The 21,537-nt window shown below is 60.6% G+C and carries 19 protein-coding genes and 5 pseudogenes; 12 read left to right on the top strand and 12 right to left on the bottom strand.

From position 1 onward, the window contains the following. Positions 1-265: 265 nt before the first annotated feature. Positions 266-589: pseudogene (locus ASE71_RS35235) on the bottom strand (IS110 family transposase); the annotation flags it as partial. A gap of 166 nt (positions 590-755) precedes the next feature. Here ASE71_RS35235 and ASE71_RS35950 point away from each other — a divergent pair. Both ASE71_RS35950 and ASE71_RS35230 read left to right on the top strand, forming a co-directional pair. Beyond that, positions 756-1,121 carry a hypothetical protein gene (locus ASE71_RS35950; protein ID WP_060517286.1) on the top strand — a complete coding sequence of 122 codons (366 nt, stop codon included), beginning with the start codon at positions 756-758 and terminating at the stop codon, positions 1,119-1,121. Positions 1,122-1,514: 393 nt separating this feature from the next. After that, a pseudogene (locus ASE71_RS35230) lies at positions 1,515-1,622 on the top strand (transposase domain-containing protein); the annotation flags it as partial. A 26-nt stretch (positions 1,623-1,648) separates the two neighbouring features. Here ASE71_RS35230 and ASE71_RS24235 read toward each other — a convergent pair. Next, positions 1,649-2,011: a hypothetical protein gene (locus ASE71_RS24235; protein WP_156400718.1), complete on the bottom strand. Its 363-nt coding sequence runs from the start codon at positions 2,009-2,011 to the stop codon at positions 1,649-1,651. A 79-nt stretch (positions 2,012-2,090) separates the two neighbouring features. Continuing rightward, positions 2,091-2,806, bottom strand: a pseudogene (locus ASE71_RS37080) (integrase); the annotation flags it as partial. A 161-nt stretch (positions 2,807-2,967) separates the two neighbouring features. Here ASE71_RS37080 and ASE71_RS24220 point away from each other — a divergent pair. The 4 genes from ASE71_RS24220 (at position 2,968) to ASE71_RS24205 (ending at position 5,661) form a co-directional block, all read left to right on the top strand. Then, positions 2,968-3,540: a hypothetical protein gene (locus ASE71_RS24220; RefSeq protein WP_063891176.1), complete on the top strand. Its 573-nt coding sequence runs from the start codon at positions 2,968-2,970 to the stop codon at positions 3,538-3,540. A 474-nt stretch (positions 3,541-4,014) separates the two neighbouring features. Beyond that, a complete protein-coding gene (gene nthA, locus ASE71_RS24215; protein WP_060517276.1) occupies positions 4,015-4,662 on the top strand; it encodes a nitrile hydratase subunit alpha in 648 nt (215 codons plus the stop codon). Further along, positions 4,662-5,318, top strand: a complete 657-nt coding sequence (gene nthB, locus ASE71_RS24210; RefSeq protein ID WP_060517274.1) for a nitrile hydratase subunit beta — start codon at positions 4,662-4,664, stop codon at positions 5,316-5,318. Before nthA ends, nthB begins: the two co-directional genes overlap by 1 nt. Next, entirely contained in the window at positions 5,305-5,661 is a 357-nt protein-coding gene (locus ASE71_RS24205; protein WP_060539250.1) for a nitrile hydratase accessory protein, read from the top strand. Before nthB ends, ASE71_RS24205 begins: the two co-directional genes overlap by 14 nt. A 255-nt stretch (positions 5,662-5,916) precedes the next feature. Here ASE71_RS24205 and ASE71_RS24200 read toward each other — a convergent pair whose 3' ends face one another. The 3 genes from ASE71_RS24200 to ASE71_RS37075 form a co-directional block, all read right to left on the bottom strand. Beyond that, positions 5,917-6,297: a helix-turn-helix domain-containing protein gene (locus ASE71_RS24200; protein WP_029742565.1), complete on the bottom strand. Its 381-nt coding sequence runs from the start codon at positions 6,295-6,297 to the stop codon at positions 5,917-5,919. A gap of 17 nt (positions 6,298-6,314) precedes the next feature. Continuing rightward, the gene (locus ASE71_RS24195) at positions 6,315-6,626 is read right to left on the bottom strand and encodes a type II toxin-antitoxin system HigB family toxin (protein WP_060517270.1); all 312 of its coding nucleotides are present in this window, start codon (positions 6,624-6,626) and stop codon (positions 6,315-6,317) included. Between the two features lie 195 nt (positions 6,627-6,821). After that, the gene (locus ASE71_RS37075) at positions 6,822-7,490 is read right to left on the bottom strand and encodes a hypothetical protein (RefSeq protein ID WP_244496865.1); all 669 of its coding nucleotides are present in this window, start codon (positions 7,488-7,490) and stop codon (positions 6,822-6,824) included. 8 nt (positions 7,491-7,498) lie between these two features. Between ASE71_RS37075 and ASE71_RS37645 the strand changes: the two are divergent. Next, positions 7,499-7,768, top strand: a pseudogene (locus ASE71_RS37645) (plasmid maintenance toxin (PemK-like)); the annotation flags it as partial. Between the two features lie 150 nt (positions 7,769-7,918). Here the strand turns inward: ASE71_RS37645 and ASE71_RS24185 are convergent. Continuing rightward, a complete protein-coding gene (locus ASE71_RS24185) occupies positions 7,919-8,890 on the bottom strand; it encodes an MBL fold metallo-hydrolase (RefSeq protein ID WP_060517268.1) in 972 nt (323 codons plus the stop codon). 137 nt (positions 8,891-9,027) lie between these two features. Here ASE71_RS24185 and ASE71_RS24180 point away from each other — a divergent pair, with 137 nt between their 5' ends. Further along, positions 9,028-9,924 carry a LysR family transcriptional regulator gene (locus ASE71_RS24180; protein WP_060517266.1) on the top strand — a complete coding sequence of 299 codons (897 nt, stop codon included), beginning with the start codon at positions 9,028-9,030 and terminating at the stop codon, positions 9,922-9,924. Positions 9,925-10,202: 278 nt separating this feature from the next. Here the strand turns inward: ASE71_RS24180 and ASE71_RS24175 are convergent, their stop codons facing one another. The 5 genes and pseudogenes from ASE71_RS24175 to ASE71_RS24155 all read right to left on the bottom strand — a co-directional run bounded on the left by ASE71_RS24175 (position 10,203) and on the right by ASE71_RS24155 (position 15,791). Beyond that, positions 10,203-10,466, bottom strand: a complete 264-nt coding sequence (locus ASE71_RS24175; RefSeq protein WP_060517264.1) for a hypothetical protein — start codon at positions 10,464-10,466, stop codon at positions 10,203-10,205. A 59-nt stretch (positions 10,467-10,525) separates the two neighbouring features. After that, complete coding sequence (locus ASE71_RS24170; protein ID WP_029742572.1) at positions 10,526-11,206, bottom strand: type 1 glutamine amidotransferase domain-containing protein; 681 nt, start codon at positions 11,204-11,206, stop codon at positions 10,526-10,528. Between the two features lie 216 nt (positions 11,207-11,422). After that, positions 11,423-12,649 (bottom strand): alanine racemase, encoded by a 1,227-nt coding sequence (locus ASE71_RS24165; protein WP_082566351.1) that lies wholly within the window; start codon positions 12,647-12,649, stop codon positions 11,423-11,425. Between the two features lie 41 nt (positions 12,650-12,690). After that, positions 12,691-14,570: pseudogene (locus ASE71_RS37640) on the bottom strand (ABC transporter ATP-binding protein). 267 nt (positions 14,571-14,837) lie between these two features. Then, positions 14,838-15,791 (bottom strand): LysR family transcriptional regulator, encoded by a 954-nt coding sequence (locus ASE71_RS24155; protein ID WP_029742574.1) that lies wholly within the window; start codon positions 15,789-15,791, stop codon positions 14,838-14,840. A gap of 123 nt (positions 15,792-15,914) precedes the next feature. Between ASE71_RS24155 and ASE71_RS24150 the strand changes: the two genes are divergently transcribed. The 4 genes from ASE71_RS24150 to ASE71_RS24135 all read left to right on the top strand — a co-directional run bounded on the left by ASE71_RS24150 (position 15,915) and on the right by ASE71_RS24135 (position 21,536). Then, entirely contained in the window at positions 15,915-17,843 is a 1,929-nt protein-coding gene (locus ASE71_RS24150) for an ABC transporter substrate-binding protein (RefSeq protein ID WP_029742575.1), read from the top strand. 76 nt (positions 17,844-17,919) lie between these two features. Then, a complete protein-coding gene (locus ASE71_RS24145; RefSeq protein ID WP_029742576.1) occupies positions 17,920-18,957 on the top strand; it encodes an ABC transporter permease in 1,038 nt (345 codons plus the stop codon). Continuing rightward, the gene (locus tag ASE71_RS24140; RefSeq protein WP_029742577.1) at positions 18,954-19,826 is read left to right on the top strand and encodes an ABC transporter permease; all 873 of its coding nucleotides are present in this window, start codon (positions 18,954-18,956) and stop codon (positions 19,824-19,826) included. Before ASE71_RS24145 ends, ASE71_RS24140 begins: the two co-directional genes overlap by 4 nt. Positions 19,827-19,859: 33 nt before the next feature. Beyond that, positions 19,860-21,536, top strand: a complete 1,677-nt coding sequence (locus tag ASE71_RS24135) for a serine hydrolase domain-containing protein (RefSeq protein ID WP_060517262.1) — start codon at positions 19,860-19,862, stop codon at positions 21,534-21,536. Position 21,537 lies beyond the last annotated feature (1 nt).

Genomic DNA, 21,537 nt, shown 5'->3' with positions numbered 1-21,537 from the left:
CGAATTTCTCCGTTTTGGCGGATCCACGGTCTGAGCCCATAGTCTTACCGGCCCGTTCGCGGGCCTGTACAACCTCACATTCGGTCGCCGTCCGTAGCGGCTGCACCACTATCCCGTTTTCGACGGGCACGGGCTCAGGAGAACGGGACCAAACTCAAGATCGGCGTTTGAGAGCCAAAAGGATTCCCGGTCCGTCCACCTGGATCCGTCAGGACTGATCAGGCCCTGAGGATGAGTGTGCTGACGATAGTGTCTGCGTTTGCGTTCAGGCGCTTTTCATGATCGCGCCCTCTATTACGACACCGGAACTCACGTACTTCCACAGAGCAACCAGCAACTTGCGAGCCAGTGCTACAATCATCGGCGTTTTAAGGCGGCCGCTGTTGCGTGTGATGCGCTCTTTGAACCATATCGTTAGCGCCGACTTTGGTTGATGCCGCAGCCATAGCCAGGCGAGCTCGACCATTGTCGCTCGCAATCGCGGATTTCCCGCTGAGTGTCGGAACAGGCCTTCCGTGTAGAGTATCGTAGCGAACTCTGGACCAATTCCTCTGATGCCCAAAAGAGCGGTCGCTCCTGCCGGCGTTTCCGGCGTCTCGTGGCCCGCTTACTGACCAGAAATTAGATACAAAATTTGGTCAGCGACGATTGGAATCGGAACCACCGTGTCTTCCTACTTGATGAGTGCATTCTAAAGAATAACTCGCTTCAGGCGGGTAGCTGCACTATCATTGTGTCATCTCGGGGGACTCTCCATGACTGTGATCTATGTTCATGGTGTGAAGGTGCGTGACGAGAAGCAAGGCGTTGAACTTGGGAAACCGTTCAGGCGCTGGCTTAATGGAAAGCTGGCTGTAAATGGCGCCGACATTGGCTACGAGCCCGTTTACTGGGGGAACGTTGCCGCCCACTTTCCGCTGGGACCTGGGCTCGCGCCCGAAACAAAGCTCCTGGGTATGGGAGGCTCGCCTGGATTTGCCGGGTTAGGGTCCCTGCGGAACTCTGGCGCCTCGTATATTGGACCGACCGAAAGCACCCAGTGGCGGCAGCCCAGTCCTGGGTGGGCCACCCGCCGGCCAAACGGCATCCGCACCACCAATATCGTCAATACCCAAAGATAAACGCGCTGATTTTCTAGCGGACCTCTTTCTCGTCCTCTATCCGAAAAAGAAAGAAGGCAATGCCCCCTTGCGGACGATACGTCCATTGCCGCTCTTGCGGATGCAGCTGTCGCTTGGCAGTTAATCGCGAGAATGCGCCCCTTGGGCAGGTGATGGCACTCAATTTGAGATTTCTGGGTGCGATTTTCGGCCGTTGACGCCGCGCGATCCGGCCAGAACCTTCTGTTATATTCGGGGTCTTCTGATGAGGCTTGGCCTGGGGCAGCCATGGTTTCCACGGTGGCGATTCTCACATTAAGTGCCAAAATCGAAGCCAGGTTCTCAAATTAGGTGCCCAATCGCAATTTACGTGCCGCGCAAAGGCATCGAAGCTGCTGACGCGAAGCTCAACGTCTCGATCCTGAGGCCTATCTTCGCGAGATCCTCACGCGCGTCGCAAACCATCCGATCAACAGGGTTGAGAAATTGCCGCCCTGGAATTGCTCATTGCCAGCCGCGTGATTGCCACGCAAACAGTCTGCAGAGTTTTAATCTGGAAAAAGCTCGTTACAACGGCGGGCGAAATTGACCAGGACGTCGGCGTCCTTCTCGGCTATGGCTGCTAAGGAATCGACATGCTTTTGCATGTATGCCTCTGCGTCGGCCTTCGTTCGGTTTAACTTCTCAAAATCCGCTTCCGCTTTCAAAGCAAGTTTTTCGAACTTGGCCTTGTAAACTGCCGATTTGCTGATCTCACCGGCGTCCTCATACACTTTAGCCACGATCGCAAACATCGCTCCGCATTGAAACGGATACTCATTGCGTTTGGTATTCTCCCCAGCTTGGCCTTGGCCAAAACTCGGGCATGCGGCAACGATAAATAAAAGCGGTAATAAAATAGACCGACGCAAAGCCGCTCCTTTCCCAAAACAACATTGTCATCGCAGCACTGTAACCAAAAGCAAGTCGACCGCCATCACCGGACGCTTACGGACGCCCGATGAGAACCACTCGTTCGTTGTCCTCACTCGTCGTCGTTTTCGTGAGGCCGAGACGGATTGAGAGGCAGGGAAGGTGAGGGAGCCGGCATCGGCGGGGTCGGCTCCTCGTCGGGCTGGTCCTCGACATGTAGCGCCGCCACTTCGGAGCGGCGTCGGCCGCCGGGGGTGAAAGCGGTCACAAGCAGCGCCTGATCGCGCAGATCGGCTGACCGCTCGACGGCGCAGACCGAGAGGAGTTCTGCCACCGCCTTCTTGCTCTTTCGTTGCCCGCGGTCGGGACGCTCGCGCGACCGCAAACCGCAGCGCCGACTTGAACGAGGAGTCGCCGAAAGCCCCTGTGAGACCGCGCCAGCGGGTCAGGATCGACCAACTCGTCAGTCGGCGTCGCAAGGTTGCGAAGGCATGCGGCCCGTCGGCGCGCAAGAGCCGCCCGGTCCCCAAGCTAGTCACAACCTCGACCGGCATGCCGTGGCTTGGAGCTTCCGCGCGCCGGCCAGGGTCCCAGAGATGGTGGACGACGAATTTCAGCAGCAGGCGAGGGGAGCCAGTGGTGAGCCGGCACCAGGCCGCAAGATGCCCGTGGTCGGAGGCGAGCGCCCTCAGCGTGTTATCGCCCATGCCTTCGCCCGCGAGATGCTCGAGCGTCGGGGCTTCATCGTCCCTCAGCAGCGCGGCGAGCTGATTGTGGCGATCAAACGGCACGATGGCGTCTAGGGCGTTGAACTCTTCGGCGCGACGGTGGGCTTCGGTGGCAACGGTCGCGTCCTAGTACGGCCTTTGCGCCAGTCACAAAATGTTCTGCACACCCGTTTAAGTAGTCACTAATTCAAGTTATGATTGATTCATTGCTTACGGAGGTGCGCACTTTGAGCGGGCTAGAAATCAGGACCAAACTTATGCCCGGGGAACGCGTTCTTTGGGAAGGTTCTCCGGCGCAGGGGATACTATTCACGAGTCGCGACGCTCTCCTCATTCCGTTTAGCACGGTCTGGCTGTCCTTCACCCTCTTCTGGCTATGGACTGCCATTTCCAATGGTGCTCCGGTTTTTTTTCGCCTTTGGGGCACAATGTTCCTTGCTATAGGGCTTTTCATATTTGCCGGGCGCTTCGCCGTGGATGCTTGGCTCAGGAAGCGGACTGTTTATGCCGTGACCGATCAGCGGGTCCTGATCGTCCGAAAAGGACCGTTCGCGAGCTTCACGTCCATCGGACTGGACCGTCTACCTGAAATAAACTTGATTGGTGACGGAGGGGCGCGTGGTGATATTCGCTTTGGGCCAACCGCAAGTCTTTCTGGCGATCGGGCGATGTCGGCTTGGGTTCCCTCCCTCGATCAGACGCCCCAGTTTCTGGGCATCGCGGCTCCTTCAAGTGTCTTCGATGTGCTCATGCAGGCTAGCCGCACGATGCGAACAAGAACGAACGCAGAGTCAAGCTAGGTCCGCCCTGCGCGCCAAAGCTCCGTAGCGGGCGCGATGCCACCCGGGCGTTTCCGAGGTAAGTTGCATGAGACGACCTCCACAGCGAATTCATGGTCGACCAGGCGGAGCTTCATGTCCCGAACAAGTTCTGAAATTTCTGTGAAATCGAGAAAACCTCTGCTCCGAGAAGAAGCATGATGGGAGGAGATGCTCTTGGCCTTCAGGGAACGGCTTGGCGAAATCGGTCATGGCGCTCCATGAAGGCAAGACGCGGCCAATGGAATTTGGCTGGTTCGCCGCATTATCGCGACAACGGCGTTGTGAGCGAAAACCAGAGACCTTCGCCTTCCCGGGTTTGATACGATTGACTCCTGACACGGTGCAACATTGCTTGACCTTGGTGAAAAACCGCTCGATCATTCACGCCTCGACCCACCTCAAAATGGTGGGGTCGCTTGTTGATTTGGCAGACTACGCTCCTGGAGCAAGGCGATGACAAGCTTCGATTCGCGACGCATTTCCAGTATCCATCACGAGCTGCATCAGCACTTGCCTTCCGAGTCCGTGCTGAGAACCAGAGCACTCGAAAGCCTTCTAGTCGAAAAGGGGCTGATTGATCCTGCGGCTATGGACGCCTGGATCGAAATGTACCGCGACGAGATCGGACCTAAGCGCGGGGCGAGGGTCGTGGCTCGGGCCTGGAGAGAACCGTCGTTCAAAAGGGCTCTTCTCGAAAATGCGACCGCTGCAATCGAGCAGTTCGGATTTGCTGGGCACGGAACGGGTCACCTGCAGGCGGTTGAGAATACATCAGAGATACACAATCTCGTCGTCTGCACCCTTTGTTCCTGCTACCCATTCTCGATTCTGGGGATTCCGCCTGCGTGGTACAAGTCGAACGAATACAGGGCGCGCGCTGTGCGCGAACCGCGCGCGGTTTTGGCGGAGTTTGGCGTGGAAATTCCCCCGACTGTCGAGGTGCGGGTCTGGGACTCGACGTCCGAGAGACGATATCTGGTGATACCGCAGCAGCCCAATGGTGTGGAATCCTGGAGCGAAGAGCAGCTCGCGGAGCTGGTCTCGCGTAATTCTATGATCGGAACGCAGAGGGATCTTTCTCCAACCAAGAGGGAAGCCTGATGGACGGCGTTCACGATCTTGGCGGGCGCGAAGGATTTGGCCCCATTCTAGGCAGGGATGACGAGCGTCCCTTCCGTTCGGATTGGGAAATGCGGGCTTTCGGTCTCGCCCAGGCTGCCGCTGGCGATGCGGACTGGTCGATTGATTGGTTCAGGCATTGCCGCGAGTTGATCGTTCCGGCCGAATATTTGACGCGGCCATACTTCGATCAATGGGTGCTGACGATTGCAGCCCAGATGATTGATGCCGGCTATCTTGCATTGGAAGAACTCGATGTTGGCCGGTCGTCATTTGCACGCCAGCCTGGCTATCCGCCCGAAAGAGCGCACGAGGCGCGCGCCTACGTCAAGTCCGTGCGCAGCTACGCTCTTGATTCCGGGGCGCCGCCGTTGTTCGTCGTGGGCGACGTGGTGCGCGGCAAATCCATGGGACATTCCGGACATACGCGCTTGCCGTCCTATGTGCGGGGGAGGCGTGGAAGCGTGATCGCACATCACGGCGCCCATGTACTGCCGGACGCGTCAGCCGCCGGAACGCCCAGAGGCGAGCACCTCTACACGGTTGGCTTTGCCGCGTCCGAGTTGTGGCCGGAAGCCCACGACAGCCGCGATCAAGTTTTCGTCGATCTCTGGGAGAGCTATCTTGAGCGGATCTGAACCCGGGACGGCCCACCTGACGCAAAGGGACAGCGAACCGGCTTTCGCCGAGCCGTGGCATGCTCAGGCTTCCGCGATGGCAAATTTGTTGGTTGCTTCGGGCGTAATATCAGGAGCGCATTGGGCTGAAACCCTGGGAGCGAAGTTGTGCGAGGCGCATCTCGCCGGACAGTCGGACGACACCGAGACCTATTATCGCGCCGTGTTGTCCGCACTCGAAAGCCTCCTCGATCAAGCACACGCGATTTCCGGCAAGGAATTAATCCAGCGGCGAGATGCCTGGGAGCGCGCATATTTGCGGACGCCGCACGGACGGCCCGTCGTGCTGAATGGGGACTTATGACCAAGCGTTCCCGCTCCTGACGAGTTTTCCGAGCTGTCGTGCCAAGAGACCTGGGATGTGATCCTATTGGCCCGCACACGACACTGCCGGAGGCCTTAGAACATAAATGAGGGATATGGTGGGCCCGGCCCGACTCGAATCTGAAAGAACGAATTCGATCGTCCGGGGTTGAACGATTCGGGTCGTAATCGAGCGCATCAACGACGTTGCTCGCCTGGTCGAACGGGGTAATGGGGCGAGCTTAGCCGGAATCCCTTACGCCGCCACTTCGCCGATCAGTGAACCAGCCGGGATGTTCCATTCTTTGCTGAGCTTTCTAATCTGATCCAGATTAATTTCCCGTTTTCCGTTCAGAAGATCGGCCGCCCGTGCTTTCGAGCCAATAACCGCCACGAGATCGGCGCGCGTGTAATTATTCGCAGCCATCACCGATTTCACCACCTCAACCGGGCTCGCCGTCGGGATCGGATAGTGCTTGCCCTCGTACTGTTCGATCAGAAGGACGAGCGCGTCAAAGTGCGCAGCTTCCTCAGAGCCTTCTTCGGGTTCGTCTTCGAAATATGGCCGAACTTCCTTCAGTGCGGCGTTGTACTCGGCCTCACTCTGAAGCGTCCGAAACCCTTTCAAATCCAACATGTCGACTTCCTTTCACGTCAGAGTTCTTTGACGTCGATCGCATCGTACTGGGCGTGCGTCCCGACAAACAGGACGAAAATCCGCTTGGACCGAAATGCGACCAGTCCCACAATGCGGTACTTGTTGCCGCCGACGTCGAAGATAACCTTGTTGCCGGCCACCAGATCAGCTGAGTTAAATGTCTTCTTTAACTCGCTAAAATTACTCCAGCTCGCCTTCGATGCGGTAGTATACCATTCCGTCATTGCGGCTCGGGCGGCCTCTCGTGGGACGCCTTTCGGCAAGCTATTCCAAAAGCTGACCAGCGCAGATTTAGCGATAACGTTCACTTGAGCCCCTATTTAACGAATTCCCAATTTGGAAACAAGCACAAAGTTTCCAATTTGGGAATTTTGTTGCGAGTCATTCTTTGATAAGATCCAGTCAACGCTGAATGCAAATCTCGGGCAGCACTGTCTGACATACCTTCGAGCGCGGGTCCAACTTGGAAAACCCGCCATCCCTTTGGCCGCCAGCGATCAAGTTCACTTATGGGGCTTGGTCGCCTTCACCATCTTTGGTACCTTCCGCGAAACCTCCTCAAGCGTCGTCATAACCCGGTTCACCTGCGAGAGCGTGGACGTCAGCTCAGGAGCATATCGGACAATGAGATACTCTTGAGCTGAGGAGAGCGTTGCCACGTGCGCCAGCGTGCGCTTGCGCAAGACAAGTCCTGCGGCCCCCGCTCTTCGGGCCGGCTCGCCAAGGTCATGTTGGAAGTTGTGGATCGGCTCGTCATCGAGGCCTTTCGCCTGAAGAAGAGCATCGAGATAAAGCTCGATGGCATGAAGAGCCAGCAGCCTTTGCGGAAGATGGTTAGGACCGGATGGGTTCTCACCCAGCTTGACGGCGGCGGCTTTGTATTGCGTCGCCAGGTCCAAAACGTCTCGCATGCCCGTTGATTTGCCGAGGTCCATGTTGCTAGATCTCCCCCTCAGAGTGAAACTGCGGGCGGGTTCCGACCGCGTCGGCAGTCGTTCGTGACGGTACTGATCGTCTCGCGCACCGTTGATCCGGATGAGGTCCTTCAACAGGGTTCGCAGCTCTGGCCAGGGGGCTTCCTCGAGTTTGAGGTCCGGGTCATGCGTAACGATCAGGCAGTGAAGCTTTGCGGCGACTTCGATCACCGAGGAGACCGGTGCAATCAACAGCACCCGCCCCACTCCCGATCACGCATTCGCCACCCTCCGCCCGGCCGATGCCGTCGAGATCCCGCCGGCGACAAAGCTCGCTAGGGCCGGATGACGAGCGCTCCTGGATTGTTTTGACGGGAAGTAACCGCTTTGCCCCGCCAGACCCGGACGTCCGGCCGCTCGACACCGATAGCGGCTACCACGGCCCGTTGCCTCCACCCCTATTCGAAGAGGTGAAGCGTCGCTTTGCCGGGCTCGCGCGCAGCCAAAGACATCAGGCGACCCCGCGTGGTTCCTAAATGCGATTTGTTCCTGCAAGCAAAATGGCGCATCGCATGGCGTTCCGGAAAAGACGGGAACCCATCCGGCAACCATCGGTTCGACCGCGCCTTGCGCCGGAATATTGATGCCGTAGAAATGACCGACTTTCTAGACCGCCGTAGCTAACTTCAATCCTGTAAGGCCCAGTCGGCCACCTCCCAGCGCATCTGGCCACGGTCGGCGACGACACGGCCGAGCCCTGGGAAGGGCATGTGCGTGGCGGCGATGAGTGCGCCCTCCGAAGCGGCGCGAGGGAAAAAGCGGTCGCGCATTGCCTTGGCCGCTGCCCGGTCCTGCTCGAACAGGAAGAACACGTCGGTCGCCCCCGGATGCACGACCGGAAAGATCATGTCCGAGACCATGATGAGGCTCTTTCCGTCATCTTCGACCCGCACGCCGATATGGCCGGGTGTATGGCCGGTCAGGTCGACAATTGAGACGCCGCGCACAATTTCGCGTTCTCCGTCAATCGCCTGGAGTTTCGGGTAGAGGCGCACCACCTCCTCCGCCATCTTAAAGCTGGTTTGCAGATAGTCGGGCGCGCCGCTGCGCTTGGCCGGGTCGGTCCAATGGGTGACGTCGCGACGATCGATGTAGAGCTCCGCCTTTGGGTAGTTGTTCTTGCCTCCGGCGATCAGACCGCCCATGTGGTCCTGATGCATATGCGTTACGATCACCGCGTCGATCTGGTCAAGCTGCAGGCCAAGCGCACCAAGCGCCTGCGGCAGTTTGCCGGTCTGACCAATCGAGCCCGCTGCACCGGCATCGATCAGGATGCGGCGCTCGCCATCATCGATGAGATACTGGTTGAAGAGGAACCGCACCCCGCTCGGCCGGGCGGTGAACTGAGCGACTGCCGCCTCCTCCACCTGGGCCGGCGCGCGTCCCGGAAAATAGTCGAAGGGCATATCGGCGTACCCGTCTGTCAGCGCCGTCACCGTGAAGCGACCGATGCGGATCTGCGCCAGCGGCGTAATGCTGACCGGCGTGTTGGGGGTATTCTGCGCGGCGGCAGGGGCCAGTGCGCCACTGATCAGTCCTCCCCCGAGGAGGCCGAGAGGAAGAGCGCTTGCAAAGGCACGACGTGAAAGTTGAGGCATGACGTCTTTCTCCTGATCATTGGCAATACGGGGAGCCGGCCGGCGTCCCCTGGATCGACGCAAAAGCTAGGATATCCGAAAGCAATAGGGTATCCTGCCATTTCTGGAACTTTCCTCTCAGTTTCCGGAAGGATACGATGGATCGGTTTGAAGCGATGTCGGTGCTGCTGGCGGTGGTGGACGCCGGCAGCCTCTCGGCTGGATCGCGGCGATTGCATGCACCGCTCGCCACGGTCAGCCGCAGGGTCGCGGATCTTGAGAAACACCTTGGCGTGCGCCTGGTCGTGCGCACCCGCCGCGGCCTCTCCTTGACGGATGAGGGGCGCAGCTTCGTCGCCGCGTCACGTCGTATTCTGGAGGAGCTGGACGCGGCGGAGCGGCAGGCCAGCGGCGATTATGGCGCGCTGCGTGGAGGGCTGCACGTGACCGCACCGATTGCCTTCGGCGAGCGCCATCTGCTGCCAATAGCTCTGGAGTTCCTGAAGGAGCAACCCGATATCAACCTGCGTCTGACCCTCGCCGATCGTCAGCTAAGTCTGGCGGACGAGCACGTCGATGTGGCCCTGCGGATCGGACACTTGGCGGACAGCGCGCTTATCGCAACGCGCGTCGGCGCCGTCCGACGGGTGATCTGCGCGAGCCCCGACTATCTTGCCCGCCGAGGCGCTCCGCTTCAGCCGGAAGACCTCAGCCACCATGATGGCATAAGCTTTCAGGGCTTTGCGACCGCGCCGGAATGGCGCTACCGCCGGGACGGCGCGGCCTTTGCCATCGAGCCGCGCCCCAAATTCGCGGTCAATACGACGGAGGCTGCCATTCAGGCTGCAATAGCCGGTATCGGCATTATCCGCGTGCTGTCTTACCAGATCTCCGATCAGTTGCGCTCCGGCGCTCTGCACGAATTGCTGACGGACTTTGCACCGGAACCGCTACCTGTGAACGTTATCCATGGACCAGCCGATCCCCTGCCGCTGAAGGTGCGGTGCTTCCTCGACTGGATCGTCCCAAGCCTACGTGCTCAGCTGGCTTACTAGCGTCCCGCTTCAGGCGCACCCCGTTGATAGCAGTGAGGCGCACCGGTGCGAATGTTGCAAGATGCGGCTGTCCTTCCCTAAGTGCCTAACATGTCTATGCTCCGCAGCGCATCCTCAATATCTCCTTCGGCCTAGGTTAGGCCGCTTGGAAAACGTATGTGAGCGCTGAGAGGGGCCGTCATTTCTTTGGCGAAGACGTCTGGCGTGTGATCGTTCGGTCAAAAGCTCACGCGCGCGCCAATCTCCCGCCGCCCGAGCGCGAACCATCGCCCTCGACGTTAAACAGCAGTGAGAAGTCGATATTCCAGTTGTTGGTTGGAGAGAGTGAGCCCGGCGGAGATCCTCCCGAACAGGCCTTCGCCATCAAGCGAGGCAAAGCCGATATCCGCGCCGATCGACGGTGATAGCGTTAGTCCGTTTTCGAGCCCCAGCGTTCTCTCGACATCGAACCCGACGCTGAAGCGGGCTTGTTCCTCTATGAAGCCCTTGAGATCGATTGTTTCGCCAAGGGAATTGGAGACGGAATAGTCCTCTGTCTGCAAGACACGCTCCGCCGAAGGCGGACGCTCTTTCTGGCGACGCGCCCCGATCCAATCTTCGATTACGGTTTCAAGGCGGCCAGGAGGGCTTTTGCCGTTTCGCCAGATGAGGCGGGATTCTGGCCGGTGATGAGCCGGCCATCGACGACCGTGTGGACGCCCCAGTCTTTAACCTTCGAGAAAACGGCGCCGAGACCGAGCAACTCATCTTCTACCAGGAAGGGCACGACCTCCGTCAAACCGACGGCCGCTTCCTCGGAATTCGTAAAGCCCGTGACCTTTCGCCCATTTACGAAAGGTGTGCCGTCCGGGTTCTTGACGCGGTGCAGAACGCCGGGTGCGTGGCATACAAGGGCAATCGTCTTGCCCGCCGCAATGAAGGCTTCGAGCAGCTTGATCGAGTTTCCGTCCTCGGCGAGATCCCACATCGGACCGTGACCGCCGGGATAGAAGACGGTGTCGAAGTCCCCTTGGTTGACGCTGTCGAGGCGAACCGTCTCGGCGAGCTGGGCCTTGGCTTCCCGGTCTGCCTTGAAACGCCGAGTGAGGTCGGTCTCAAACATCGGTTCATCGCTCTTCGGGTCGAGCGGCGGTTGGCCGCCCTTGGGTGATGCAAGGGTGATTTCGGCTCCGGCATCCCTAAAGACGTAATAGGGAGCCGCCAGCTCTTCGAGCCAGAACCCTGTCTTCTTGCCGGTGTTGCCGAGGGTGTCGTGCGAAGTGAGGACCATTAGGACTTTCATGGATCATATCCTTTACACTGGAGGCGTAGATTTGAAGTCCGATCAGCCGCGTCGGCTTCTCGATGCACTGATATTGGCGTCGCAATGATATTTGGGAGATCTAGGTCTCACAATCCAGCTTTCCATCTCGATGATGGACGAAGGAGCGAGAACTTCAGCTCGCTCTCGGGCGGCGATTGATCGCCGCCCGGGTGGCCGAAAAGGCTGGTGCGCCCTTCAGGTCTGACCGTTGCGGGCGTCGACCGGCAGGCTGGCTGCAGTGCCATCCGCGCGCGCCAGGACGAAATTGTCGAAGTTGGCGATCGAGGCGCAGGAGTGGTTGGGGAACACGCGCACGCGACTGCCGAGCGGCAGGGCGCGCCCGGAATGGGGGACGAACCCGTGTTCCTCGGACAGTCGCTCGAGCGTCCACCGGCCGGTTTCGCCATCGCCTTCGGCGCTGACGACCGTGCCGAACCCTGCGCCACCCATGCCATGTGCGCCGCGATCGGAGCTCATGGACTTCGAACCAGCGTCGATGATGAAGTGCGCCTCGTTCGACGCAACGACGCGGGCGACGACTGAAAGCGCGAGGTCGTCGGCGGTACAAATGCCAAGCCGAAGGGCGGTGCCGTCCAGAAAGACGTAGTTTCCGGGACGGATGCAATCGACTTCCCGGGGCAGCGGTGCACCGAGGCAAGTCGGCGTTGCGCCGACGGAAATGCAATCGACGGCAATTCCGCGTTGCCGAAGCCGCTCGGCGAGGCCGGCGAGGGCCTCGGCCTCGTCGTGGGCGATCTTGGCCAGGGCATGGGGCTCAGGAGCCGCGTAGGCATGTCCGGCGTGCGAAAGCAGTCCGGAAAATCGCAAACCGGGGGCGCCGGCGATGCTTGCGCACAGTTCAGGCGCTGCCGGGTCATCGGGTTTGAGGCCGACGCGGCCGAGGCCAACGTCGACCTTGAGGAACACGCCGATCTCGATGCCGTGCCGGCTGGCGGCCTGCGACAGCGCATCGACACCTGTTTGGCTCGCCGCAATCGCGCGCAGTTCCACGCCCCGCGCCTTGACCGCAGGCAGAAGGCCATCGAGCGACGCCGCGTGGACGATGGGATAGGCCAGGATGATCGACGGAATCTCGGCTTCGGCAAAGACCAGCGCTTCGCTGGGCTTGGAGACGGTGATACCGCGCGCACCTGCGGCAAGCTGCTGCCGGGCGATGTGGAGGCTCTTGTGCGTCTTCACATGCGGAAACATCACCACGCCGGCTGCATCGGCGCGTTGCTGCATGGCCTTGATATTGCGGGTGAGCCGTTTGTCGTCGACCTCGATATAGGGTGTCGGTCGCTCGGCGGCCGCTGGACGCAGGAACATTGCGGCCGTGGTCCCGCTTGCGCTGTCGCGGATATCTGTCGACGCCATGCCGGCAGCGCTCGCAGCCGGTTGCGTCACTTCGAAAGTGCTCATGTTGGGATACTCTGATCTGGAACGGGGTATAGCGGCTACTGTCAGGCGGTTGCGACCTGGCGCACGTAGTGGGTCGATGAGATCTGCCGCATCGGCAGTTCGCGAGGCACGAAGTCCGGCGCACGCACCGCACTCGGAATTTCGTCGGACATCGGCTGGCGCCCTTCCGGACGGCGCGTCGGATCGGCAATCGGCACGGTCGATAGCAGCTTGCGGGTATAGGGGTGCTGCGGATTGCTAAACACCGAGCGGCGATCGCCGATCTCGACGATTTCGCCGAGATACATGACCGCAACGCGGTGAGCGATGCGCTCCACCACCGCCATATCGTGGCTGATGAACAGAAGAGCGATCTGCATCTCGCGCTGCAGGTCCATGAGTAGGTTGATCACCTGCGCCTGGATCGTCACGTCGAGCGAAGCGACTGCTTCGTCGGCGACGATGAGACGCGGGTTGAGCGCAAGCGCCCGGGCGATACAGATGCGCTGGCGCTGCCCGCCGGAAAATGCATGCGGATAGCGCTCGAGATGCTCAGGCGAAAGCTCGACCTTTGCCAGAAGTTCGGCAGCGCGGGCGCGCATGTCCCCGGTCGAACCAAGCTTGTGGACCCGCATCGGATCCATCAGCGATTGCTCGATCGTCATGCGCGGGTTGAGCGAAGAAAACGGATCCTGGAAGACCATCTGCGCTTCGCGCCGAAATCGCGCGAGGACAGGGCGCGGCGCGCCGATCAGTTCGGTTCCATCAAAGCGGATGGAGCCAGAGCGCGGTCGATCGAGCTGCATGAGCGAGCGGGCGACCGTCGACTTGCCGCAGCCGGATTCACCGACCAGCGCCAGGGTCTCACCGGGAAAAATGTCGAAGGAGACGTTCTCCACCGCATGTACCCGGCCGGAGACGTGGCCGAACAGCCCGGCCTTGAGATCGAAGCGCGTCACCAGGTTTCGCACCTCGACGAGTGGGCGAGGAGATTGCGTCATATGAGCCGGCGCGTTCATTCTGTCGCCTCCGCGGGCTGCCGCTCCGGTTCGAACACCAGCAGCGGAAATTTCTCCGGCGCATCCTTGTCGGCCATGCTGCCGAGGCGCGGCACGGCGGAAATCAGGGCGCGCGTGTAGGCATGCTTCGGCTTGGCGAAGATGTCGTAAACCGACCCCGTCTCGACGATTTCACCCTTGAGCATCACGCAGACCCGGTCTGCGACTTCCGCAACGACGCCCATGTCGTGGGTAATGAACAGCACCGACATGCCGATTTCGTGCTGCAGGGCGCGAACCAGATCGAGGATCTGCGCCTGAATGGTCACGTCGAGCGCGGTCGTCGGCTCGTCGAGGATCATCAGCGACGGGCGGCAGGCGAGCGCAATAGCGATCATGACGCGCTGGCGCATGCCGCCGGAGAGCTGGTGAGGATACTGGTCGAGCCTGCGTTCCGCATCGGGCACACGTACCAGCTTGAGGGTGTTGAGCGCGATCTGGCGCGCTTCCTCGGGTGTCTTGTGCTGGTGATGGATCACCGCTTCGGCAATCTGGTCGCCGACGGTAAAGACCGGGTTCAGGCTCGACATCGGGTCCTGGAAAACGATCGAGATGTCTGCGCCACGAAGGGCTTCGACCCGCTTTTCCGACAATGTCGCGAGATCGGCGACCTTGCCGTCCTTCAAGCGCATCAGCACTCGCCCGCCGGTAATCGCCGCGCCGTCATACTCGGTCAAACGCATGATCGTCATGGCGGTCACCGATTTGCCGGATCCGGACTCGCCGACCAGCGCAACTGTCTCGCCGCGCGCGATGCGGAAGGAGACGCCTCGCACCGCGCGCAGCTGTGAGCGGGTGCCGGCCGCGAAGGAAACCTCAAGGTCTTCCACGGATAGGATGACATCCTCGGGCAGTTCAGGGGGCGCGGATTTAGACAGGAACATCAGCACATGGACCCGATTTCGAGGGGACGTTGCCCTATCAGGTCTCGCAACGGGGTTGCCTCCTGTCAATATGCTCGGGTGGCGGAGAACTCCCCGCGAGGCAGGCCGTCAGTGCCCGGGCGGCACGCAACCGGCTTTTGTCCGTGCCGCAAAACCGAGTGAAATCAATGTGTCACGAATGTGGCAATCGAAACTATGCGCTTTCTGCATCGTGTCGCCTGTCTTCGCATATGGCCTCGGTCAGGCGATTTGGGTCATCACCGTGCCTCAGGCGGCGTCGATGCCGGCATCGAATCCGTTCTTGTACTGTGGCAATGCCGCACACTGCTTGAGATGCTGCCACAACCCATCGCTGTCGGCGCTACCAGGGCCGGCGCGCCTGAAGATACGGATCTCCATTTCGAGCGACATCTGTGGTCCGCCGATCTGGACGAGGCGGCCTTGGCGCAGGGCTTCCGCCACACAGATCTGCGGCAGCCAGGCGACGCCACGCCCGGCGACGGCCATGTGCTTCAGGCCATCGGCGAGGCCCGACTGATAGACGATGCTGAGATTGAGCGGCCGGCGCCAGCGCGACTGGATCAAGGTCGCCAGCTTGCCGATGTAGCCGTCGCTCCAGGAATAGGCGAGATAAGGGATCTCCGTGCTTTCGGGCCCGTCGATGTCGAACAGGGGTCGGCCGCTCTCGTCGGCTCCCGACACCAGGATCAGCCTGTCCTTGCCGATCTGCAGGGATTCGAACGGGCCGCCTTCCAGCACCGGCGGGCCATCGGGATGCACATAGGTGATGGCAAAATCGCACTGGCCCGAACACAGATGATCGATGCTTTCAAGGAAGTCGGCGGCATGCATGCTGGTGCGAAGCGGTATCCGCGATATCAGCGGCGAGCCGATCCATCTCGGGAAGAAGTACATCGCCAGCGTATGTAGCGAGGTAAATGTCAGCATGGCCGAGCTTTCGCCGGCGACATTGCGGCAATCGGTGCGCAGCCTGTAGGCCTCACGCACGAGACGCTGGCAACCCGGAAGGAACATCGTTCCCGCCCGTGTCAGTTGCACGGGATAGGTGCTGCGGTCGATCAAGTCCGCGCCGATCCAGTTCTCAAGCGATTTGATGCGGCGACTGAAGGCCGGCTGCGAAATGTTGCGCGCAGTCGCCGCCGTCGAAAAGTTCCGCGTGGCGGCGATTTCGAGAAAATCTTCAAGCCATTGCAGTTCCATGCCGGCCCTCATGCGTGATTTGCATAGTCTATCCTAATTACACATTGGACAGACCTGCAAGCGCTCTTCTAGCCTCCCCTATAACGAGAAGAAAACTTCCGCCTCCACCAAATGGGAACAACGATGAAACGCACCTTAGCCCTAGCTCTGTGCCTGGGGCTCGGCATCGCGGCTGCGCCCGCTATGGCCGAGACCAAGAACCCCGGCACTTTCGTCTTCATGTGGACCGACGACATCCAATCGTTCGATCCGGCCTATATCGCCAACACGCCGAGCTCTTACGGCGCTCTCAACATCTACAGTCGGTTGTTGAACTTCAACGGCTCGAAGATCTCCGAGTTCGTGCCGTCGCTCTCGACCGAAGTACCTTCGCTCGAAAACGGCCTCATCAAGCAGGCGGCCGATGGCTCGGTGAGCTATACCTTCCCGATCCGCAAAGGCGTTTCAGCCCACAAGGTCGGGATCAAGGGCGCCGACGGCAAAGTCACCTGGGAATACTACGACAAGCTGACTGACGCCCAGAAGGCGACGATCGAGCCGGGTTACGGCCAGATCACGCCCGAAGACGTACGCTATTCGTTGCTGCGTGCCATTCTTCAAGGCCAGTCCTGGATGTCGAACGCGATCACCGAGGTGATCACAGCCGGCAAATATACCGACATCGCCAAGTGGGTTGAGGCCGAAGGCGAGGTGAAATCCATCAACGACGCCAGCCCCGAGATCCTGCGCAAGGTCTATGACCAACTCGCGTCGCAGATCGTCGTCGATGGCGATAATGTCACGCTCAAGCTGCCCAAGTCGTTTCCGGCCACGCTTGGGGTGATCGCGCTGCCCTTCGGCACTTCGGTCGTCGACAAAGAATGGGTTGCATCGGTCGGCGGCTGGGATGGCTCGGGCGACACCTGGAAGGCCCACTACCGTCCGGAACTCGGCGCCAATCCGCTGTTTGCGGAAGAAAATGGCACCGGGCCGTTCATGCTCGAGGAGTGGGACCGGACCGACCGGCGCATCACCTTGAAGCGGTTCGACAACTACTTCATGGGCCCCGCCAAGCTTGAGCGGGTGGTCATGCGCACGGTGCCGGAATGGACGACGCGGCGCCTGCAGCTTCTGTCCGGTGACGCCGATTTCGTCACGGCACCCGTCGAGTTCATCGACGAACTCAGCAAGACCGAAGGCGTCAAGGTCATTGACGGCCTGCAGAAAGTGTTCTCGCGCGGCATCTTCTTCGCCTGGCCGCTCGACGACAACGACAATCCGGCGATCGGCAGCGGCAAGCTCGACGGCGCCGGTATTCCGCCGGACTTCTTCGCCGACATCGACGTGCGCAAGGGTTTCAACTACGCCCAGAATTACGACGCGCTCCTCACCCAGGTGCTGCTCAACAAGACCGTGCAGTCTCGTGGGCCGACGGTTCGCGGCATCATGGGTTACCGCCCGGATTCACCTGTCTACAGCTACGATCCCGCCAAGGCCGAAGAACACTTCAAGAAGGCATTTGACGGCAAGCTCTGGGATACCGGCTTTGCCTTCACCGCCTATGTGACCGAAGGCAACCCGCAGCTGACGGCGGCACTCTCGGCGCTGCAGCAGGGCCTGTCGCGCATCAATCCGAAGTTCAAGATGCAGATCCAGGCTCTGCCGTGGGCATCCGTTTCGGACAAGCTCAACAACCGCGAAAAGCCGGCAGCACCCTTGACGGTGATGGGTTGGGGTCCTGACTATTCCGATCCGGGTGGTCCGCTCGGTGCCGCCAGCTATTACCTCTCGCCCACGGGTCTCGTCGGCGGCATGGTCGGCCAAGGTTATCGCGACCTGATGGCGGAGAAGTTCAAGCCGCTCCTGGATGAAGCCTGGGCATCGGTCGATCCGGCGGTTCGCGAGCCGATCTACGCCAAGCTGCAGGAGATGTCGTACGAATACGCCACGACCCAGTTCCTCTGGGAAGATTTCGGCTACGTCGTCACACGCAGCAATATCGATGGTTATGTCGACAACATGATCCTCTACGGTGCGTGGGACTTCTACCCGGTCACCAAGGCCAACGATTGATTGGCCAGGGCTGCCGGGTGGCGATCCCGCCCGGCAGCCCTTGTTTCATTTTCCCTGAAATCGGAACGTGTGAACCGTGCTGAACTACGCACTCAGACGATTGATGATGCTGCCGATCGTCCTCTTCGCGCTGTCGTTGATGATCTTCGCGCTGCAGATGTCGCTTTCGCCGACACAGAGACTGGCGGCCTATGCGCCGTCGCCGGATTATCTCAAGGGTGGTCAGGAGAGCATCCGCCGGATGATCGAGCAGTACGGGCTCAACGATCCCTTCTACATTCAGTACGGCCGCTGGATCGGCGGCGTTCTCAGCGGCAATCTCGGCTGGTCCGAGACCGCCCGCCAGCCGGTGTCGACGGCGCTGATGTCGCTGTTTCCGGCGACGCTGGAGCTGGTCGTGCTGGCCTTCGTGCCCTGTCTGCTACTCGCCGTCTACCTCGGCTCGCGCGCCGGCATCTATCTCAACCGCTGGCCCGACCACGTCATCCGCATCTTCACCATTCTCGGCTGGTCTTTTCCGGTTTACGTCTTCGGCCTCTTAATGCTGCTGATCTTCTATTCGGCGCTTGACTGGTTTCCGCCCGGCCGGCTCAGCCAGTGGGCGCAAACCGTGGTCAGCTCCGGCGATTTCGTGCGCTACACCGGCGCCAATACTATCGACGCGCTGCTCAACGGCAACCTGGCGATCTTCGGCGATGCACTTCGTCACCTTGCGGCTCCCGTCATCACGCTGACCTATGTCAACGTCGCCAGCATGACGCGGGTGATGCGCACCTCGATGCTGGAAACGCTGCGCCAGGACTACGTACGCACCGCCCGCGCCAAGGGCCTGCCGCGCCGCGTCGTCGAATTGCATCACGCCAGGCGCAACGCGCTTCTGCCGCTTGCAACCATCGCCGGCATGGAACTCGCCGTGATGATGGGTGGCGTGGTCATCACCGAGACCATCTTTGACTACGCCGGGCTCGGCCAGTTCGCCGCCAAGACCGCTGCCAATCTCGACTTTCCCGCAGTTCTCGGCTTCGGCCTCTATTTCGCGGTCGTCCTGGTGCTGATGAACCTGGTCGTCGATCTCATCTATCCGTTGCTTGACCCGAGGGTGAAGACGCAATGAAGTTTCTTCGTTACCTCGCACGAAATCCGGTGTCGCTGTTTGGTGTCGTGATCCTCCTCGCCTTCGTGCTGATCGCCGTCTTCGCGCCCGTTCTGGCGCCGCCGCAAAGCTTCCAGCTTTCGCCCTACGACACGCCGCGCGCGGGTTTCCTGGCAACGCCGCAACCGCCTTCGCCGGAGGCGGTGTTTGGCACGACCCAGGGCCAGTACGACATCTTCTATGGCGTCGTCTGGGGTACGCGCACGGCATTCAAGATCGGGCTCGGGGTCGTGGCGATCTCAGTGCTGATCGGCACGGTCGTCGGCGCTGTCGCGGCCTATTACGGCGGCGTCGTCGAGGAAGTGCTGATGCGCATCGTCGACGTGTTCATGGCCGTGCCCTTCCTGATCGCCGCCATGGTGCTGACGGCTTTGCTCGGCAAAGGCATCGTGCCCATCACGATCGCGCTGACGACGTTCGGCTGGATGAGTTATGCCCGCATCGTTCGAAGCGAGATCCTGAGGATCCGCGAGATGGATTACATCCACGCAGCCAGGAGCTACGGCGCCAGCGATCTCAGGCTGATCGTCCTGCATATCCTGCCCAACGCCATGTTCCCGGTGCTGGTTCTCGCGACGATGGCGACCGGTTCCATGGTGCTGTCCGCCTCAGCGCTCAGCTTCCTCGGCGTTGGCACCGAAGAAGGTTATGCCGACTGGGGCCAGTTCATCGCCTATTCGCGCAACTGGATCGTCGGTCAGCCCGGCAATCCCTTCCAGTTCTGGTACACGCTGGCCTTCCCCGGCGCGGCCGTCTTCCTCTTCGTACTGTCGTGGAACCTCGTCGGCGATGCGCTGCGCGACATGCTCGACCCACGCCACGCCCATTGAGACCCAATCCCTTACGACCAAGGAGCATTTTCCATGTCCTCTCTGTCTGCTGCTTCCATCGAGCTGTTCGAGGATCTGATCCGGTACGAGGTCGAGGACAAGGCGATCCCGTCGATCTCCTACGCCCTCGTCGACCGAGACGGTGTGCTTGCCGAAGGCCATGTCCAGCGCCATGACCGCCATTTCGACATGGGCAAGGACACGTGCTTCCGTATCGGCTCGATCACCAAGACCTTCACCTCGCTGGCGATCATGCAACTGGTCGAAAAGGGCCTTGTCGATATCGATGTCGACGTCTCGACCTACCTGCCCGGATTCAAGCCGGTGAACCCGTTCGCCGGCGCTGAAGGCGGGCCCTACGGCTCGGTCATCAGCCTGCGCAAGCTGATGACCCATACGGCCGGGCTCGTGCGCGAACCCAAGAGTGGCCACTATCTCGACGCGACCCGTCCTCCGCTGGAGGACACGGTCGACGAGCTTGCCAGCTCGACCTTGAAGCAGGATCCGAGCCTCGGGGTGATGCATTACTCCAACGCCGGTATCGCCGTCGTCGGTCGGGTGATCGAGATCGTCACTGGCCAGAGCTATTCCGACTATGTCGCTACCAACATTCTGAAGCCGCTCGGCATGGACAGTTCCTCCTGCGGCATGGCGCCGGGCATTCGCGAGCGGCTTGCGCCGGCCGACATGTGGACGCTCGACGGCGATACGCCGGCGCCGGTGTTCAGCCTTGGCGGCTCGCCGGCCGGCAACATCTTTTCCACCACCGGCGATATGGCACGCTACGCCCAGTGCCTGCTGCGCGGCGGCTTTGACGCTGCCGGCAATTCGATCATCTCGCCGGCGTCGCTGCGCGAGATGTGGACACCGTTCGGCAAACGTCCGGCCGGCCACGACAAGACGCTCAATGGGTATGGCCTGTGCTTTGGTTCCGGTGACGTCGACGGCTGGACCTCGGTCGGCCATGGTGGCGCTGTCTATGGTTATGCTTCGCAGATGATGCTTTTGCCTGCCGCCGGCGTCGGCGTGCTTATTTTTGCGACCCTTGATTTCGCCAACCAGATTGCCTCCCGGCTTGGGGTCGACGGCGTGCGCATCGTTCTTGCCGAGCGCAAGATGGGCACGATGCCGGAGCGGACACAGCGTCCGCCGGAGATCTCCGAAGCGCAGTTCAAGGCCTTGCCGGGCTATTACCGCGACGACGCCACGCAGGAGATCGTCGAGGTCAAATCCAAGGACGGCAAGGTCTACCTGATGGGCGAGGGCGTTCCGCACCGGATCCGTCCGGTGGCGGGCAACGATTTCGTCATCGACGGTCGCATCTACGGGCGCGGCGCGGACTATGCCCATATGAACCTCTCCTTCCCGGCAGCCGGCAAGCTCGCCTGGCGGGATACAAGCTGGACACGCATAGAGACGCCTGAGGACGAGACTGTGCCCGACGCCATTGCGCCGCATCTCGGCGAATATGGACCGGACTTCAACATCACCTACCTGACCTACAGCCATGGCGGCCTGAAGTGCCTGATCGAGTACTTCTGCACGCACACATGCGAACCGGTCGAGGAGGGACGCTTCCGCATGCATGGGCGGCTTTACGAAGACGAGATCCTCGAACTTGATGCCGTCGACGACAACGGCAAGCGCGGCATCCGCGTCGGGCCGATGTTCCTGGCGCGACGCAGCCCGTCCCAGGCCGAAGCGGCGTGAC

Origin of the sequence: Ensifer sp. Root954 (assembly GCF_001429005.1) — a bacterium.
Taxonomy (GTDB): Bacteria; Pseudomonadota; Alphaproteobacteria; order Rhizobiales; family Rhizobiaceae; genus Ensifer; species Ensifer adhaerens.
This window is presented reverse-complemented; position numbering and strand designations above follow the sequence as displayed.

What these genes read in the sequence shown, in the direction of transcription:
- ASE71_RS24170 (WP_029742572.1), bottom strand. Translation starts at nt 11,206, where the DNA reads ATGAAAGTCCTAATGGTCCTCACTTCGCACGACACCCTCGGCAACACC.
- ASE71_RS24165 (WP_082566351.1), bottom strand. Translation starts at nt 12,649, where the DNA reads ATGAGCACTTTCGAAGTGACGCAACCGGCTGCGAGCGCTGCCGGCATG.
- nthA (WP_060517276.1), top strand. Translation starts at nt 4,015, where the DNA reads ATGACAAGCTTCGATTCGCGACGCATTTCCAGTATCCATCACGAGCTG.
- ASE71_RS24200 (WP_029742565.1), bottom strand. Translation starts at nt 6,297, where the DNA reads ATGTTGGATTTGAAAGGGTTTCGGACGCTTCAGAGTGAGGCCGAGTAC.
- ASE71_RS24155 (WP_029742574.1), bottom strand. Translation starts at nt 15,791, where the DNA reads ATGGAACTGCAATGGCTTGAAGATTTTCTCGAAATCGCCGCCACGCGG.
- ASE71_RS35950 (WP_060517286.1), top strand. Translation starts at nt 756, where the DNA reads ATGACTGTGATCTATGTTCATGGTGTGAAGGTGCGTGACGAGAAGCAA.
- ASE71_RS24150 (WP_029742575.1), top strand. Translation starts at nt 15,915, where the DNA reads ATGAAACGCACCTTAGCCCTAGCTCTGTGCCTGGGGCTCGGCATCGCG.
- ASE71_RS24185 (WP_060517268.1), bottom strand. Translation starts at nt 8,890, where the DNA reads ATGCCTCAACTTTCACGTCGTGCCTTTGCAAGCGCTCTTCCTCTCGGC.
- ASE71_RS24140 (WP_029742577.1), top strand. Translation starts at nt 18,954, where the DNA reads ATGAAGTTTCTTCGTTACCTCGCACGAAATCCGGTGTCGCTGTTTGGT.
- nthB (WP_060517274.1), top strand. Translation starts at nt 4,662, where the DNA reads ATGGACGGCGTTCACGATCTTGGCGGGCGCGAAGGATTTGGCCCCATT.
- ASE71_RS24135 (WP_060517262.1), top strand. Translation starts at nt 19,860, where the DNA reads ATGTCCTCTCTGTCTGCTGCTTCCATCGAGCTGTTCGAGGATCTGATC.
- ASE71_RS24180 (WP_060517266.1), top strand. Translation starts at nt 9,028, where the DNA reads ATGGATCGGTTTGAAGCGATGTCGGTGCTGCTGGCGGTGGTGGACGCC.